Origin of the sequence: Leptolyngbya sp. BC1307 (assembly GCF_002286735.1) — a bacterium.
In the GTDB taxonomy this organism is placed as follows: domain Bacteria; phylum Cyanobacteriota; class Cyanobacteriia; order Phormidesmidales; family Phormidesmidaceae; genus Phormidesmis.
On the sequence record NZ_NRTA01000029.1, the window covers coordinates 16,194 to 31,027 of the forward strand.

The window sequence follows — 14,834 nt, forward strand, 5'->3', positions numbered from 1 at the left end:
CTTCTGTAAACGGGGGCGTTACCCCGCAAAAGTGTCAGGTAAGCTAAAAATTTAGGGTGTTATTCAGTAGATCTGACGTTGAATATATAGTTAGCCCCCATAGACCTATGTGCCGTAAGCGCCGCTGAACACAACCTTTAGCCTGTGAGTATCTCACCGTGACAAGCCTAGACGACATGCGCGATCGGATCCGTATCGCAGTGGCTAAGGCGCTTCGGCCTAGCCCGGATGTGCTCGCTGGATGGGAGGGGGGTAGCGCCGCCTTTGGAGTTGTCGACGCCTATTCGGACATCGACCTCTCCTTTCTCGTCATCGATGCCGCTTCGTTAGACGCCTTGTACGCGATCTCGGAAGAAGCGCTGCGCGAAATATCTCCGATATTGGCTAGCCATAACGCCCCGCCTGGACGCTACTACAAGCTCAGAGATGCTGGGGATTTTCTCCTGCTAGACCTTTGTTTTTTTCGGGTAAGTGACTCCGACTACCAGCTTGATGTCGACCGCCATGGTCAAGCGGTACCTCTGTTCGACAAGGCTGACTGGTTACACGCATCGGATACGAGCGACCCCGCTAAGGCGACTGCGCGACAGCACCGGTATACTGAGTTGCAGGGATGGTTCCTGGTAAGCCAAGACTTTGTTCGAAAGGAGTTGTTGCGGGGCCGCTCTGCTGACGCCATGGCGGCTTTCTGGGGCTATACACTCCGACCTCTTGCTGAATTGTTGCGCATGCGCTATTGCCCGGCCCGTTGGGACTTTGGAATGAGGTACCTCGACCGCGACCTGCCTCCATCGGTGCATGCGCAGTTCTGCGAATTGCTCTTCGTTCGAGACCTTAAGGACTTGGAGTACCGATTCGCCGCAGCCCAGGCCTGGGGCACCGAGCTGCTCAACGAATTGGCTGAGCGAGTGGGCTCCGAAAGCAGTGAGCCGAAGAATGGCGGCTAACACTGCGCTGTAACGGACGGAATAAAGTTCTCGGTTATGATACAAAAGTTGTCTGCCGCCGTTGAGCTTCACCGTTAGCTAGCTTCGTTTAGTCGGTTGGGGCGCATTTGAAAGTTATCGGTCGTCCGAAGAAGTGGCAGAGGCTTTCAAAGCAAAGTATCCGCAACTTGCTAGTAGAGATAGGCTAGAGAAGTTTTAGACCGCAGGTTAAAATTAAAAGAGTATGGGTTCGACGACTTCAATTTACGGTTACTCCTATGAAATTCACTCTTAATCTTGATGAAGCACTTCTCAACGAAGCTCTTCAACTGACAAAGTTGACCACTCAAGAAGAGCTATTGAATCTAGCATTGCACGAACTTATCAAATCGCGCCGCAAGAAAAACCTTCTCGACCTCGCGGGAAAAATTCAATTTATCTCAGATTTCGACTACAAAGCCCTACGCGAAACTCGCCATGCTGCTGATTGATACATCAGTTTGGATTAGTGTGTTTCGCGATCGCAATGGTCAAGTACGCCAGCAACTTGAAGTATTCATTGCTGAGCGTGATGTATTACTCACTCGCTTCACCGAGCTTGAATTGCTTCAAGGCAGTCTAAACGAACGAGAATGGACGCTTCTTTCCACTTATCTTGAGGCACAAGATTATGTTGAACTCAAGCCCTCTTCCTGGCAAGCAGCCGCACGGATTTACTATGACTTACGCCGCCGGGGATTAACTGTTCGTAGCCCAATCGACTGCTGTATTGCTCAAGCTGCATTGGAGAATGATTTACTTTTGGTCCATAATGATCGAGATTTCGAAACTATAGCCCAAATCCGCTCTCTCCGAAATCTTCGCTTTCAGCCAGAAATCTCTGAGCGCACTTGAACGTTACCAAGAGGATAATCGGTTTGGCAGATGGGCAGCTTAGTTTCAATTTGCATGAGAATTCGGACATCCCTTTTTCACCACAGATTGCTGCTGCAGTCAAAGACCTATCTGAAGCCGCTGGAACTGAATCACGCGGGGCCGTTTTTACCCGCTCAGAAGTCGTTGACTTTATCCTCGACTTAGCGGGCTATACCGAAGATCAACCCCTTTACGAAAAGCGGCTTTTGGAGCCCTCGTTTGGCGCTGGTAATTTCTTACTGCCTATCGTGAGCCGACTGATGTCTGCATGGCGAAACGCGAAAGGAAAACTCGAAGATCTGGGCAATGCCGTCTACGCTGTCGAACTACACCACAAGACGTATCACAAAACATATACGGCGGTGGTCTCTTTGCTTCAGCAAGAAGGTCTTACCAGTCAAACAGCTATAGAACTAGCGGGTCGTTGGCTGTTTCAAGGAGACTTTTTGTTAGCGCCCTTAAACAGAAAATTCGACTTTGTGATCGGCAACCCTCCCTACGTCCGACAGGAGATGATACCGGCTCCACTGCTTGCCGAGTATCGGCGTCGCTACCAGACAATCTATGACCGGGCCGACCTCTATATCCCATTCATCGAACGGTCATTGTCTCATTTAGCGCCAGGCGGCAGCTTAGGCTTTATATGCGCCGATCGCTGGATGAAGAACCGCTATGGAGGCCCCCTACGTAGCCTTATAGCCAAGCAGTTCCATCTCAAGACCTATGTTGATATGGCCGGTACCTCAGCGTTTTATTCTGAAGTAAGCGCTTATCCGGCGATTACTATCATCAGCCGAGAGCCACCGGCAGCTACCCGCATTGCTCACTGCAGCGACATCAGCCGAACCACCCTCGCCGCATTAGCCAAAGCGATGCAGAAGCAAACACTGCCTCAAGAACCCGGAACTGTGCGAGAACTCGTTCAAGTTACAAACGGCGCAGCGCCCTGGCTATTAGAATCATCGGCTCAAATAGCTTTGATTCGCCGTCTTGAGCAGCAATTTCCAAAACTGGAAGAGATCGGCTGCAAAGTCGGCATCGGAGTCGCAACAGGCGCGGACAAAGTATTTATCGATGATTACGAAACCCTAGACGTAGAGCCCGATCGCAAGCTTCCATTAGTGACCGTAAAAGATATCAGATCAGGTGAGGTAAAATGGCACGGAAAGGGGGTCATCAACCCGTTTTCGGAAGGTAATGGCCTCGTAAATTTGCACGACTATCCGCGTCTAAGCCGCTACCTGAATATCCACCGAGAAGTCATTGCCAGTCGTCACTGTGCAAAAAAGAATCCCGTTAACTGGTATCGCACCATTGACCGTATTACGCCTGCCCTGGCCTCCAAGCCAAAGCTTTTAATCCCCGATATTAAAGGCGAGGCGCACATCGTTTTTGAAGAGGGGAAACTATACCCCCACCACAATCTTTACTACCTGACATCTGAACAGTGGCACCTAAGGGCACTGCAAGCTGTAATGCTCTCCTCCCTCACCCGTCTTTTCATAGCGACCTACTCAACAAAACTTCGGGGTGGATTTCTCCGGTTTCAGGCGCAATACCTGCGCCGTATCCGCATTCCACACTGGGCAGACGTGCCCGAAACGCTACAGCTAGAGCTAGTAGATGCGGGCACCAAAAGAGACTTACACCTGTGCAACCTTGCCGCTTTTAAGCTTTACAGGCTAACTGATGAAGAAAGATCTGCCTTGGGAGGAAATAAACAGTAAATGGCGCTTGATCTTGTCGATTATGAACAGAAAGCACGCGAGGCTGTGAAGGCTTTTTGGGGCAACCGCGAGGCCGCGAGGCAAAAGCAAATCGAGACGGGTAAGGCTGACCAGGGCGATCGCGCTGGCGTCACAGCAGGCAAAAATATGGATGGATTCTTGGCCTTGATCATCGGCCTTGTTCAAGCCAATGGGCTAGCTGACGCCGAGATTCATCAGAACCGGGCAATGTTGGCTTTACCAGGCTACTTCCGGCCAACCAAGCTGTGGGATCTGCTGGTTATCTATAAAAGTGAGCTGATTGCGGCCATTGAGCTAAAGAGCCAGGTTGGGTCTTTTGGAAATAATTTTAACAACCGTACTGAAGAAGCGATTGGCACTGCCCATGATTTTTGGACTGCTTACCGCGAAGGGGCCTTAGGCAAACAGCCGCGCCCCTTCGTGGGCTGGCTGATGATGGTTGAGGATGCCCCTGAATCCAGAAGAGAAATCAGAAATGCATCACCGCACTTTCCTGTTTTTGAGGAGTTTCAGGCAGCATCGTATCTCAGACGATATGACTTGCTTTGTCAGAAATTAGTACAGGAGCAGCTTTACACTACCGCCGCCCTGATTACGTCATCGCGCAGCGCTGTAGAGAATGGCGAGTTTACAGAAATGTCAACAATGACGGGGCTAAGGACATTTGTCACTACCCTGGCGGGTCACGTTGCCGCAGAGTCCGCCAGGCTTGAGTAAAGCGGAGCGCCCAAACCAACGCCCAAATTAATGACAGTGGTCATTAAAGTTACGCCTGATAGCTAGCCAACCAGAGTATAGCGGGTCCTAATGGTACGGGCTGGCAGCAGACGGTCAACAGCGACTATTGGGTTGCCATGTCTATCTACCGTTGCCCGGTTGACTGTTAGCCGATCAGCCCGAAGTATATCGCGAGCGGTAGACCGATGAAGCCGATGGCGATCGCTCCCCCCAACACCGCACTCGCCGCATACACAGCAGGCCGAGTCTCTACACCAACTGACTGCAACGCGCTCCAGATGCCGTGCCGCAAATGCAGCCCGAGAATGCTCAAGACCAGTACATAGCCAGCGGTGTAGCCCGGCTTGTGAAAGGTTTCAAAGACCAGGCGGGCCAGGTCGCGCTCAGAGGAACCGGGCAGTCGGTAGTAGGTACCGAATTTGAAGGTTGCCAAATGCACCACCAGGAATGCGCCGAGCACCAGACCCGAGATAAGCATGGTGCGAGAGCTGAGCGTTTGGCGGCTAGGTTCACCGGCTGAGGCGTACTCTGCGTAGTCAACCGGGCGGGCCTGACGTTTGCCTATGTAGATCTTGATGCCGATAGCGGCATGGATGAGGGCGATCGCACTCAGCCCAAACTCCACCGTATAGGTCAGTGGCCCCAGCGCTTCAATGGTGTGGGCCAGCTGGTTGTAAGCAGACGCACTAACAAGCAGCGTCAGATTACCCAGCAAATGCCCCACCACGAAAGTCACTAGCGCCAGGCCCGTCACCCCTGTCAGCAGCTTCCTGCCAACCGACGACTGATAGAGGCCGACGATTCCAGTTGACTGGTTGGCTAGGACTTGAGTGGCGGGGGCTTGAATGGCTGAGGCTTGAGTAGATTGAGATTGAGAAGCCATCAGTCTTCAATCTTGACTGACACAATCTCATCTCCTTTCTCAATCTTATTGACCACATCCATGTCTTCGGTCTTACCAAAAACGGTGTGAATGCCGTCTAAGTGAGACTGAGGCTCGTGGCAGATGAAAAACTGACTGCCGCCAGTGTCTTTACCTGCGTGGGCCATAGAAAGGGTACCAGCTTCGTGCTTGTTGGGGTTGATTTCGCATTTGATCTGATAGCCAGGGCCGCCGGTACCGACGCCGTCTGGGCAGCCTCCCTGAACCATAAAGTTAGGAATTACCCGGTGAAAATTCAGCCCGTCGTAAAAGCCATCTTTAGAGAGCTTCACGAAATTGGCTACGGTATTCGGCGCGTCTTGGTCAAACAAGTTCAGGTTGATCGTTCCTTTACTGGTCTCCATAATTGCACGGGTCATAAAACGATCCTTATTTTTTCAAACGATGGGCAGCAGTCTGTCACTAGGCGAGTCTCTAGGCCAGCCGCACGTTCAGGTTCACATTCAGGTTCACAGCTAAACGGGGAGGATGGCTTGAGCGATCGCCATCCGTCATTCTATCGCGTCAGACTCAGCCTTTGCCTTTAAGAAGTCTGTATAGGGGTGTCTAATTCGCGGTTGTAGGCAGCTTCGATCACTTCAAGGCGGGTTTCAAAATCTAGCTTCATCAGCTCGGTATGCCGCATGTGATTGTCTTGGTAGTGCTCTATGTTTTTGGTCAAATGCTGCTCATGGTCGGCCTGCATCCGGGCAGTTGCCGCCTGTAGCTGATTTTCATAATCGCCAGCGAGCTGCTGGAGATGTAGCTGGTTATTTTTGAGTGCGCTGAGCAATCGTTTCACTCGCTGCATCAATAGCCAATAGACGAGGGCCGCTACCACTACGCCAACACTCAGTCCGATGAAGAGCCCGATTAGCACCGATCCACGGCTCCATTTGCGAGGGTTATCTAGTGAGGATTATGCCTTACAGTTGGGCCGGGCGACTAACCCGACTGTGAGGAAATATTACAACCGCAACCGATTGTATCAATGCCTATCACGAAACGTAGCGATAAAAGATAGGGTTTTCAGTAAGATAGAAGGTATTGATCCTAGATCGCACAATGATAATAGATTACAAACATCGTGAAGAGGAAATGAGCTTTTGAGTGATCCCTATAGAGTAATGGCTGAAAAGATGGTTGGTATTTCTCCGGAGACGGCAGCACCCGATTTGCTAGCGCCTGATGGCCAGCTAGAGATGCGGCCCAGAGCAGATGACCACCCCAGGGCCCCTATAGATGAAGCAGCAAAAGCCTTGGCTATGACCATCGCTGAAGCGGCTGACGACCGTAAAGCAGGCGATATCACCATCCTGCAAACAGGTGATGTTTCCTACCTGGCTGATTACTTTGTCATTGCCACGGGCTTTTCTAGGGTTCAGGTGCGGGCGATCGCCAACAGCATCAGTACGATGGTCGCCGATCAGCTTGGCCGTCAGCCGCTGCGCACAGAGGGCATGAGCGAGGGGCGCTGGGTGCTGCAAGACTATGGCGAAGTGATTGCCCATGTCTTTATGCCCGACGACCGCGAGTTTTACGATTTAGAAGCCTTTTGGGGTCATGCAGAGCGCGTTGAGTTTGTGCCTGCGCCGCCGGTTTCGTTGGCCAATCCAAGCAGCTCTCATCCAGACAGCTCCGATCCAGACAGCCCCCATCTAAATAGCTACTAACTAGCCCTAAAAAATGTGATGAACGGCGATGTAAAAAGCTCTCTCAGTGCCCCCTGCCCGGTACCGGCAGAGCAAATTCCGATCAAAGAATACGAGGGCATGAGCGCGTCCTGGTTTTATAGCTGGGGGGCGCGGCCTCTACAGGGATATCTGGTACCCATTATCAGCCTGTGGCTGCTGAGCTGGCTGGTGGTTGGCCCGATGGCGGCGGTCAGCTTTGAACCAGCCCGGTTTTTTCTTCAGTTTTCGCTGAGTGCGGCTCTAGGGGCTTTGCTGCTGCCCGCTTTGGCCCTTACCCAGCTCTATGTGGGCTGGCGACATGTGAGCGATCGCCTCCTACAGCGGTCGGTCTTTTACGAAGAGTCGGGCTGGTACGACGGCCAGGTGTGGGAAAAGCCTGAAGATGTGTTTAATCGCGATCGCCTGATTGCCGACTATCAGGTTCAACCAATTTTGCAACGTCTGCAAAAAACCTTTGCCATTCTTTTCGGATTAGTTGCTTTGAGTCTTGTCAGTTGGCAGTTTGTGTAAGAAGCTGAATCTTTGGAAAGCTAAATCTTTGGAAAGCTAAATCTTTGGAAGGCTAAGTCTTTGGGCATGGGGTCTTGAAGAGTAGGCATTTCTGAGCCCTTTACCTATCACTACGGAATCTATGTATGAATAGAGCGAGCCGTCATTCTTCGTCACTGCTTGAGGTTCAGCTACTCAGAGAAGGCATCGTTGAATCGACTCACAAGGTTCACGCGGTCGCCTGTGATAATCGGGGGCGCGTATTGGCCAGCGCGGGCGATGCTGAGTTTGGTAGCTTTATCCGCTCTGCGCTTAAGCCTTTTCAAGCACTGTCAGTCACCACGACTGGCACCATAGAAGCGTTCAACCTGACCGATAAAGATCTCGCCATCATCTGTAGCTCGCATCAGGGCAATTTAGAGCAGGTGCGGCAGGCGTTTAATATTCTCTGGCGCTGCGACGTAGAGCCCTTGGCTTTGCAGTGCCCGACGCCTAGCCATAAAAGCACGCCGCTGGCGCACAATTGCTCAGGCAAACACGCGGGTATGCTGGCGGTCTGCAAGCAGCGCGGCTGGTCGTTGGATGGGTATTTGCAGCGATCGCATCCGGTGCAAAAGCTGATCATCGACAAAGTGGCCGAGCTGTTGGGCATGCCGCCGGATGAATTCATCTGCGCTCACGACAACTGCGGCGCACCGACTTACTTTATGCAAATCAACCAGATGGCGACCCTGTTCGCTAAGCTTGCCTCGGGGGAAAGCCTTGACATGGAGCGCATTGCCAGGGCGATGACCAGCTACCCGATGATGATTTCTGGCCCTGAGGGGTTTGACAGTCAGCTGATGTCGCTCAGCGAAGGTGCGCTGGTGAGCAAGTCTGGCGCAGAAGGCATTCAGTGTATTGGTCGGGTGGGCGAAGGCATGGGAATTGCTATCAAAGTGGTGGATGGCTCTAAGCGGGCCAAATATGCCACTGCCGTCTATCTACTCAAGCAGCTTGGGTGGATTACGCCTGATGTCTCAGAAGAGCTGGCTGAGCAGTTTATGATGCCAGGCAAATACACCCGCCTGGATGTAGTGGGTGAGCTACCGCTGATTTAGCAGGCTGCTCAAAAAAGTTTGCCGACATTCCCCACAAACGAGCTTTAACCGGCTATACTTGTTAAGCGTTAAATAAAAAATAAACGCACGCATCGCGGGGTAGAGCAGTCTGGTAGCTCGTCGGGCTCATAACCCGAAGGTCCATGGTTCAAATCCATGCCCCGCCACCAAATAACATCAAAATCCCGGTTACTCAGTCAATGAGTGCCGGGATTTTGTCTTTGTTCCCCTGTTTTTATTCCCCTGAGTGCCATCACGCCCCATCAAGAACGCCTCCCGTTCTAACGTTCTAAAGAGGCACAGACTAAAGAGGCACAGAAAACGGATCCTACAGGATTCGAACCTGTGACCGACCGCTTAGAAGGCGGTTGCTCTATCCAACTGAGCTAAGGATCCTTGAGGCGGCGATCGCCTAAGACTGATAGCGAATATACCGCATTGGCCAACCCGCCGTTAAGGGCAGCGACAGAAAACGTCCTATTTTTAGCAGCTCCATAATTTTATATCTAATTGAGTTTATGCCACTTCGCTGAAGTGGCTGTTTTGGGTACGCTAACTTCGCAACCACGATCCAGGTGCTCGCTGGTCTCTGGCAAAACGCTGGCTACGCGACCGGTTGATAAGGTCAAACCTTTGCAGGCGTAGGGTTGCGCTGAGTCAGCTGGCATTATCAAATAGCTCAGCCAGTTCAAGCCCCAGCCAATAATCAGGCTTGTCCGCCTGGTTTTGATCTCTGCCCAAGATAGCTAGTACCACCATGTTTCTGCTGACGCCTGAAGATGTCGAAATCACCAGCATTCAGCATCCCAGACGAGACCAGAAAGTACCTATCCTGTCCTACCAGAACAAGACCTTTCGGCTTTTGAGCGTATTTGGCGCACACCAGCAGGCCGAAGCCCATACCTCATGGCAAACCTTCGGCGAAAACCAGAGCAAGGTATGCGTCTTGCTAGAAGAGCCCCATCGCTACAGCGTTTGGCGGCTAGTCCAGATAGATAAGGGGTTGCTAGAGTCAGCCGCGCCCGCCAGCTACATCAAAGCCTGTCTCTTAATGACCCAGTCGCTCTATAGCGACATTGAGCAGCTTTTGGGCAGCGACCAGGCCAAGCAGTTTGGAGTGGCCCTAGCAACCAGTACGACCCGGCAAATGAGCGCTGTTGGCGGATTTGAAGCAATGCTACGCATAGCCCCTTTAACAGAAGCGTTACCTCAGTGGGACGATGCCGATATCAGCACGCTGCTGCTCGCCCTCCATCGGTTAGGCACTCAGTTTTTTGGTCGCTCCCGGTTCACTAAACAGACGCTGTCTGCCCTGAAGGCGTTACCCAGCAAAGACAATGCGGCGTTTACAGACTGGCTACAGCGTTCTTTAATTAGCAATCTTTGGCTATCTCGGCGGGTTTGATTGGCAGATGGATCAGTGAATTCTCCATCGGGAACCCCAAAAACTGCCATACTGGAAGCGGCAACTGTGACGGAATACTGGCAGCATGGCTCCGCGAAAACTGTCTGACTCGGATAAAAGCGACATCATTGAGCTGTACAGGCAGCCCGGCCAAACGACCTCGACGTTGGCTGAGCAATATGGTGTCAGTAATAGCACAATTAGCCGAATTTTAAAGACGACGTTGCCCCCCGATGAGTACAGCGCACTGATTTCGCAGAAGCGCATGGCCGGGACGGATAAAAAGATAGAGACGCCCGCCGCGACTAAAGTAGAAGCTGCTCAGAGCCAGGACAGCCAGCCAGCGGCGGATGACACCGCAGAGCCGTCACGAGTTGAGCCGCCCAAGCTCAAAACCACTGCTGAAAAAGAGGACAAAGAAAAGGAAGTCAAAGAAAAAGAAATCAAAGAAAAAGGGGTCAAAGAAAAGTCAACCGCTTCTCGGCGACGACGCCAGACCAGCAAACAGGCAGATGACGACGAACAGCTGCACCTGCTATCTCCCGATGCTACCGATGACGCTGATGACACTGATAGCCCTGTCGATAGCCGCCCTCAGTCGCCGCCTGCGCCCATCCTCGTCAGTGCTACTGCCGACAGCGACGAGGATGATGATGACGATGACCTGCTGGGGTTAGATGAAACTCTGGGAGACGACTTTGGCGATGATGACATAGATGATGAAGACGACGACGAAGACGAAGATAGCGATGACGCCACCCCTCAGCCTAAGTTTCACTCAGGAATCGCGGTAGAAATTATGCCGCTAGGGACGGCGGTGCTGCCCAAGCCCTGTTATCTGGTCGTAGATATGCGATCTGAGCTGATCACCCGGCCCCTGAGCGAATTTGCCGACTTGGGCCAGATTCCGACTTCAGAAGAAAAGGCCCAAACGCTGCCAGTCTTTGACAATCACCGGGTGGCAAGGCGGTTTTCTCGCAATAAGCAGCGGGTGATAAAAGTGCCCGATGGCAATATCATTACGCGCACCAGTCCGTATCTGCAGGCGAAGGGAATTACCCGGCTGCTGGTGGATGGGCAGGTGTACGATCTGGCTGGGAAGGATTAGAAAAGGGCTGGGCAGGAGACAGAAGACAGTAAGCAGGAGACAGTAAACGGGAGACGGGAGGGTTAGCGATCGCGCTTGTCGTGCATTTGCTCGGCATCGGGGCAGTCGTTAGTCAGCGGCAGCTCGATGTGGCCTTTCGGAACGCTGGCTAGCTTTTGGCTGACTGCGCCAATGCTCTCAATGCGAACCATCTCTTCCCAGGCACAGATCTCGTCTTCGTCTTCAGTTTCGTAGCGCAGAGTCACCAGATCGCCCTCTATACCCGAGATGGTGGCCGACTCAATCCAGCGCTGCTGGTCGCGCAAAAAGATTTGCACTTCGCGGCCCTCGCAGGAGAGTTGATAGATCTTACGTTGCAGCATGGTTTTGCAGGTCTGGATATGGCTGACAAACGCCTTAAATAAGGTGCTTGCAGTAACTTCTATTTTAGCAGAGCACCCAGAAGTGATAAAAAAGCCGGTAGCCACTCAATGAAGCGACCATACGCTACTTTTAAAGCGCTCTGTCAAACCGCCAAAACAGATCAGACCAGACTGAGCATAAAATTGTCTCTCCTGCCTCCTGCCTCCTGTCTCCCCTAGAAAAACCCCATGCAGCTACACCTATCCACCTGGCCAGAAGTAGAAGACTACCTAACGCGATCGCGCGGCATCATTTTCCCTATCGGCTCTACCGAACAGCACGGCCCGACGGGTCTGATCGGCACGGATGCTATCTGCGCCGAAGTGGTCGCCAAAGGCGTCGGCGAAGCGACTGGAGCACTGGTTGGCCCGACGATCAATGTGGGCATGGCGCTGCACCATCTGGCCTTTCCTGGCAGCGTCAGTTTGCGGCCCAGCACGCTGATTGCTCTGATTCAAGACTATGTGAAGCCGCTAGCACGAAACGGCTTTGAGCGCTTTTACTTTATCAACGGGCACGGCGGCAATGTGGCCTCTATGAAGGCGGCTTTTTCGGAGACCTATGCAGCGATCGCCGATGCCAACCTCGCCAATGCCGGTCAGGTGCGCTGTAAGCTCGCGAACTGGTACCAGAGTAATGCTGTCGGTGAGCTGGCCCAACAGCTCTATGGCGATCAAGAAGGGTCTCATGCAACCCCGAGCGAGGTCGCGCTGACACAATTTATCTATCCTGAGACGATTAAGCGATCGCCGCTCTCTCCAGCGATCGCCCCCACTGGTCGCTCTATCTACAGCGCCACTGATTTTCGTCAGTTCTATGCTGACGGGCGCATGGGCTCCAATCCAGCTCTGGCCACGCCGGAGCACGGTCAGCAGTTTTATGAGCTAGCGGTCAAAGAGCTGAGCAATCGTTATTTGGCCTTCTTGCAGGAGGCGTAGTCATGCTGGTACCGCCCGAATTTGTTGTACCCGCAGGCTTAGTCACTGACGAATTTCGGCTGCGGATGCTCACGATTAACGATGTCGTCAAAGACTACGAGGCGGTCATGACCAGCCGCGACCATCTGCGCGGCGTCTTTGGGCCACAAAGCCCCTGGCCCGCCGCCGATCTCAGCCTTGAGCAAGACTTAATTGATCTAGGCTGGCACCAAAAAGAATTTCAAAACCGCACTTCTTTTGCATACACCGTAGCCAGTTTGGGTGAAACGCGCACTCTGGGCTGTGTGTACATCTACCCAGCAGTGCCAGCAAACTATGACGCTCAGGTGATCTTATGGGTTCGGCAGAGTGAGCTAGCTAGTGGCTTAGAAGATCGGCTGCTAGCAGCCGTGAAGACATGGATCGCTGAGGACTGGCCATTTAAGCAGGTAGGTTTTCCAGGCAAAGAGATTTCGTGGGCTGAGTGGCAGACAATGCAATAGCCCTCAACCATCTGTCAGCTCGCCGCTAGCGTCAGTAATTACCTTGGTCACCTCATCACACCAGGTCAGCCAGGATGTTTCATAGGCAATTCCCCGTTTTAGGGTGAGGTACATAAACTGCATTTCAGCGTCGTTTTTGCCGCTAGAGAAATGGGCTGACTCTATCTCTCGGTAGCGAGCGAGTTTATCGCTGTGTATCTGCTGTCTATGATGCAACTCTTGAGCCAGAAGCTGCCGGGGCATTTTGTGGCCAATCAATACCTTTACCAGCAGATCTTCGCGAATTGGCGTGGGTTCTGTTGGCTCTGCATACCAGCGGGTCAGTTCTTTCCAGCCCAGATCAGTAATGTGATACAGCTTTTTGTCAGGTTTGCCTGCCTGAGGCACCGTTTCATAGCTAGCCCACCCTTGCTTCTCTAGCTTGCCCAGCTCCCGGTATACCTGCTGCTGAGTCGCCTTCCAGTAGCAGCTTAGCTCTTCGTCAAAGTGCTTGCTGATCTCGTATCCGCTGTCTGGATGCTTGGCGAGCAGGGCCAAGATGGTGTGCGCTAGAGCCATTAAAATTCTAAATTGACATATCCAACATGTTGAGTATACTTTGAAAGAGCAGTAGGCAACATGTTGAATATCAACTAATTGAGTATGGCCACAACGTCATCCCAGTCGGATTTGTCAGAGTCAGCTTCGCGGTATAGAGGTCGGTTTAATTTCACTGTCGGTTGGCGTAAGTGGATGCTGTTGCTGCCGCTGGCTTTGCTACCAGTGATTTGGGTAGTCAGAAACGGCGGCGAAACGGCTGAGGTGGCGGAGGCACAGCAAGCGCTGCCGGTGGAGACAATGCGCTTGCAGTCCGAAGATAGCTACGTAGTAGAGCGGGTTTACACCGGGGAGATTGTGGCGCGGCGCAGCAGTGAGCTGGGGTTTGAGCGGGCGGGGACGGTGATGGCGCTGCTGGCAGATGAAGGCGATGTTGTGGCGGCAGGCGGGCTCTTAGCAAGGCTAGATATGCGCGATTTGGAGGCGCAACGGCAGCAGTTAGAGGCGCAAAAGAGGCAGGTTTTAGCGCAGCTACAGGAGTTGGAAACGGGGCCGCGTCGGGAAGATATTTCGGCGGCGCAAGCAGCGGTGAGCGACCTGGACAATCAGCTAGAGCTGGCGCAGTTGCAGGCAAATCGGCGGGCTGAGCTGTACGCGCAGGGGGCAATTTCTAAAGAAGAACTGGATGAAAAGCAGTTTGGGGCAAATGCGATCGCCGAGCGACTTCAACAGGCCCAAAGCCAGCTAGACAAACTGCGCAACGGCACCCGGCAGGAACAGGTTTCCGCGCAGGTGGCCGAGGTTGACCAAATCGACGCCCGCATTCGCGCCCTTGATATTTCACTCGATAAAAGCGTTTTAACCGCGCCCTTTAGCGGCAAAGTGTCATCGCGAGCAGTGGATGAGGGCACGGTGGTCGGCAGTGGTCAGCAGGTAGTGACGCTGGTGGAAAATGGCACGGTGGAAGCGCGGGTGGGAGTGCCCGCAGCGGTGTCGCAGAGATTGGCCACCGGCAGTCGGCAGAGCGTGCAGGTCGGCGGACGAACATATTTGGCAGTGGTGACAGCGCGATTGCCTATAGTCGATGAAGCCAGTCAAACGGTGACGGTCGTTTTAGAGCTGGCAGACGATGCGGAGGTGACGATTGGGGCTACGGCTCGGCTGCTGACCGATGAACAGCAGACTGCTGCGGGCTACTGGCTACCGAGTACGGCGCTGGTTGCGGGCGATCGCGGTCTCTGGTCAGTCTATGTACTGTCTCCTGATGACTCCGATACGTATCGGGTAGCGCGGCGAGATGTAGCGGTGCTGCACACCGAGGGCGATCGCTCGTTTGTCAGAGGGCTGGTGGAGGGGGGCGATCGCATTATCACCAGCGGGACTCATCGCGTTGTTGCCGATCAGCTAGTCACCCCTCGCGAGGAATAACC

18 protein-coding genes and 2 tRNA genes are annotated in these 14,834 nt (G+C 53.0%); 14 read left to right on the top strand and 6 right to left on the bottom strand.

Annotated features, from left to right (window positions below):
* Window positions 1–176: 176 nt before the first annotated feature.
* The 5 genes from CKL79_RS15050 (at window position 177) to CKL79_RS15070 (ending at window position 4,306) form a co-directional block, all read left to right on the top strand.
* Complete coding sequence (locus tag CKL79_RS15050; RefSeq protein WP_121970406.1) at window positions 177–947, top strand: hypothetical protein; 771 nt, start codon at window positions 177–179, stop codon at window positions 945–947.
* 257 nt (window positions 948–1,204) lie between these two features.
* The gene (locus tag CKL79_RS15055; protein ID WP_121970407.1) at window positions 1,205–1,417 is read left to right on the top strand and encodes a type II toxin-antitoxin system VapB family antitoxin; all 213 of its coding nucleotides are present in this window, start codon (window positions 1,205–1,207) and stop codon (window positions 1,415–1,417) included.
* Entirely contained in the window at window positions 1,404–1,820 is a 417-nt protein-coding gene (locus CKL79_RS15060) for a PIN domain nuclease (protein ID WP_121970408.1), read from the top strand. The genes CKL79_RS15055 and CKL79_RS15060 overlap by 14 nt, the downstream gene beginning before the upstream one ends.
* A gap of 68 nt (window positions 1,821–1,888) precedes the next feature.
* Window positions 1,889–3,568 (top strand): Eco57I restriction-modification methylase domain-containing protein, encoded by a 1,680-nt coding sequence (locus tag CKL79_RS15065; RefSeq protein ID WP_346427063.1) that lies wholly within the window; start codon window positions 1,889–1,891, stop codon window positions 3,566–3,568.
* Window positions 3,569–4,306 carry a PaeR7I family type II restriction endonuclease gene (locus tag CKL79_RS15070; protein WP_121970410.1) on the top strand — a complete coding sequence of 246 codons (738 nt, stop codon included), beginning with the start codon at window positions 3,569–3,571 and terminating at the stop codon, window positions 4,304–4,306.
* A gap of 166 nt (window positions 4,307–4,472) precedes the next feature.
* Here the strand turns inward: CKL79_RS15070 and CKL79_RS15075 are convergent, their stop codons facing one another.
* From CKL79_RS15075 to CKL79_RS15085, 3 genes are all read right to left on the bottom strand, one after another.
* The gene (locus tag CKL79_RS15075) at window positions 4,473–5,210 is read right to left on the bottom strand and encodes a succinate dehydrogenase cytochrome b subunit (RefSeq protein WP_121970411.1); all 738 of its coding nucleotides are present in this window, start codon (window positions 5,208–5,210) and stop codon (window positions 4,473–4,475) included.
* On the bottom strand, window positions 5,210–5,629 hold the full coding sequence (locus CKL79_RS15080) for a peptidylprolyl isomerase (protein WP_121970412.1): 420 nt from the start codon (window positions 5,627–5,629) through the stop codon (window positions 5,210–5,212). The genes CKL79_RS15075 and CKL79_RS15080 overlap by 1 nt, the downstream gene beginning before the upstream one ends.
* A 164-nt stretch (window positions 5,630–5,793) precedes the next feature.
* On the bottom strand, window positions 5,794–6,129 hold the full coding sequence (locus CKL79_RS15085) for a hypothetical protein (protein WP_121970413.1): 336 nt from the start codon (window positions 6,127–6,129) through the stop codon (window positions 5,794–5,796).
* A gap of 322 nt (window positions 6,130–6,451) precedes the next feature.
* Here CKL79_RS15085 and rsfS point away from each other — a divergent pair, with 322 nt between their 5' ends.
* The 4 genes from rsfS to CKL79_RS15105 all read left to right on the top strand — a co-directional run bounded on the left by rsfS (window position 6,452) and on the right by CKL79_RS15105 (window position 8,702).
* On the top strand, window positions 6,452–6,922 hold the full coding sequence (gene rsfS / locus CKL79_RS15090) for a ribosome silencing factor (RefSeq protein WP_240518879.1): 471 nt from the start codon (window positions 6,452–6,454) through the stop codon (window positions 6,920–6,922).
* Between the two features lie 18 nt (window positions 6,923–6,940).
* The gene (locus CKL79_RS15095) at window positions 6,941–7,453 is read left to right on the top strand and encodes a CGLD27 family protein (RefSeq protein WP_121970415.1); all 513 of its coding nucleotides are present in this window, start codon (window positions 6,941–6,943) and stop codon (window positions 7,451–7,453) included.
* Window positions 7,454–7,578: 125 nt separating this feature from the next.
* Window positions 7,579–8,532 (top strand): asparaginase, encoded by a 954-nt coding sequence (locus CKL79_RS15100; protein ID WP_121970416.1) that lies wholly within the window; start codon window positions 7,579–7,581, stop codon window positions 8,530–8,532.
* Window positions 8,533–8,625: 93 nt separating this feature from the next.
* Window positions 8,626–8,702: transfer RNA gene (locus tag CKL79_RS15105), tRNA-Met, on the top strand.
* 152 nt (window positions 8,703–8,854) lie between these two features.
* Here CKL79_RS15105 and CKL79_RS15110 read toward each other — a convergent pair.
* Window positions 8,855–8,928: transfer RNA gene (locus CKL79_RS15110), tRNA-Arg, on the bottom strand.
* 361 nt (window positions 8,929–9,289) lie between these two features.
* Between CKL79_RS15110 and CKL79_RS15115 the strand changes: the two genes are divergently transcribed.
* Window positions 9,290–9,937 (top strand): Npun_F0813 family protein, encoded by a 648-nt coding sequence (locus CKL79_RS15115; protein WP_121970417.1) that lies wholly within the window; start codon window positions 9,290–9,292, stop codon window positions 9,935–9,937.
* An 85-nt stretch (window positions 9,938–10,022) separates the two neighbouring features.
* On the top strand, window positions 10,023–11,045 hold the full coding sequence (locus CKL79_RS23200) for a helix-turn-helix domain-containing protein (RefSeq protein WP_170944075.1): 1,023 nt from the start codon (window positions 10,023–10,025) through the stop codon (window positions 11,043–11,045).
* Between the two features lie 62 nt (window positions 11,046–11,107).
* On the opposite strand, the gene CKL79_RS15135 is transcribed toward CKL79_RS23200, so the two are convergent.
* On the bottom strand, window positions 11,108–11,407 hold the full coding sequence (locus CKL79_RS15135; RefSeq protein WP_121970442.1) for a DUF6679 family protein: 300 nt from the start codon (window positions 11,405–11,407) through the stop codon (window positions 11,108–11,110).
* Window positions 11,408–11,635: 228 nt separating this feature from the next.
* On the opposite strand from CKL79_RS15135, the gene CKL79_RS15140 reads away from it, so the two are divergent.
* Complete coding sequence (locus tag CKL79_RS15140; protein ID WP_121970420.1) at window positions 11,636–12,385, top strand: creatininase family protein; 750 nt, start codon at window positions 11,636–11,638, stop codon at window positions 12,383–12,385.
* A gap of 2 nt (window positions 12,386–12,387) precedes the next feature.
* Window positions 12,388–12,867 (top strand): GNAT family N-acetyltransferase, encoded by a 480-nt coding sequence (locus CKL79_RS15145; RefSeq protein WP_121970421.1) that lies wholly within the window; start codon window positions 12,388–12,390, stop codon window positions 12,865–12,867.
* A 3-nt stretch (window positions 12,868–12,870) separates the two neighbouring features.
* On the opposite strand, the gene CKL79_RS15150 is transcribed toward CKL79_RS15145, so the two are convergent.
* On the bottom strand, window positions 12,871–13,425 hold the full coding sequence (locus tag CKL79_RS15150) for a PadR family transcriptional regulator (protein ID WP_121970422.1): 555 nt from the start codon (window positions 13,423–13,425) through the stop codon (window positions 12,871–12,873).
* 84 nt (window positions 13,426–13,509) lie between these two features.
* On the opposite strand from CKL79_RS15150, the gene CKL79_RS15155 reads away from it, so the two are divergent.
* Complete coding sequence (locus tag CKL79_RS15155) at window positions 13,510–14,832, top strand: HlyD family efflux transporter periplasmic adaptor subunit (RefSeq protein ID WP_121970423.1); 1,323 nt, start codon at window positions 13,510–13,512, stop codon at window positions 14,830–14,832.
* Window positions 14,833–14,834 lie beyond the last annotated feature (2 nt).

Coding starts and splice junctions, on each gene's coding strand:
- CKL79_RS15070 (WP_121970410.1), top strand. CDS start 3,569: ATGGCGCTTGATCTTGTCGATTATGAACAGAAAGCACGCGAGGCTGTG.
- CKL79_RS15140 (WP_121970420.1), top strand. CDS start 11,636: ATGCAGCTACACCTATCCACCTGGCCAGAAGTAGAAGACTACCTAACG.
- CKL79_RS15100 (WP_121970416.1), top strand. CDS start 7,579: ATGAATAGAGCGAGCCGTCATTCTTCGTCACTGCTTGAGGTTCAGCTA.
- CKL79_RS15155 (WP_121970423.1), top strand. CDS start 13,510: ATGGCCACAACGTCATCCCAGTCGGATTTGTCAGAGTCAGCTTCGCGG.
- CKL79_RS15055 (WP_121970407.1), top strand. CDS start 1,205: ATGAAATTCACTCTTAATCTTGATGAAGCACTTCTCAACGAAGCTCTT.
- CKL79_RS15080 (WP_121970412.1), bottom strand. CDS start 5,629: ATGACCCGTGCAATTATGGAGACCAGTAAAGGAACGATCAACCTGAAC.
- CKL79_RS15150 (WP_121970422.1), bottom strand. CDS start 13,425: ATGGCTCTAGCGCACACCATCTTGGCCCTGCTCGCCAAGCATCCAGAC.
- CKL79_RS15135 (WP_121970442.1), bottom strand. CDS start 11,407: ATGCTGCAACGTAAGATCTATCAACTCTCCTGCGAGGGCCGCGAAGTG.
- CKL79_RS15050 (WP_121970406.1), top strand. CDS start 177: ATGCGCGATCGGATCCGTATCGCAGTGGCTAAGGCGCTTCGGCCTAGC.
- CKL79_RS15145 (WP_121970421.1), top strand. CDS start 12,388: ATGCTGGTACCGCCCGAATTTGTTGTACCCGCAGGCTTAGTCACTGAC.
- CKL79_RS15060 (WP_121970408.1), top strand. CDS start 1,404: ATGCTGCTGATTGATACATCAGTTTGGATTAGTGTGTTTCGCGATCGC.
- CKL79_RS15075 (WP_121970411.1), bottom strand. CDS start 5,210: ATGGCTTCTCAATCTCAATCTACTCAAGCCTCAGCCATTCAAGCCCCC.
- rsfS (WP_240518879.1), top strand. CDS start 6,452: ATGCGGCCCAGAGCAGATGACCACCCCAGGGCCCCTATAGATGAAGCA.
- CKL79_RS15115 (WP_121970417.1), top strand. CDS start 9,290: ATGTTTCTGCTGACGCCTGAAGATGTCGAAATCACCAGCATTCAGCAT.
- CKL79_RS15095 (WP_121970415.1), top strand. CDS start 6,941: ATGAACGGCGATGTAAAAAGCTCTCTCAGTGCCCCCTGCCCGGTACCG.
- CKL79_RS23200 (WP_170944075.1), top strand. CDS start 10,023: ATGGCTCCGCGAAAACTGTCTGACTCGGATAAAAGCGACATCATTGAG.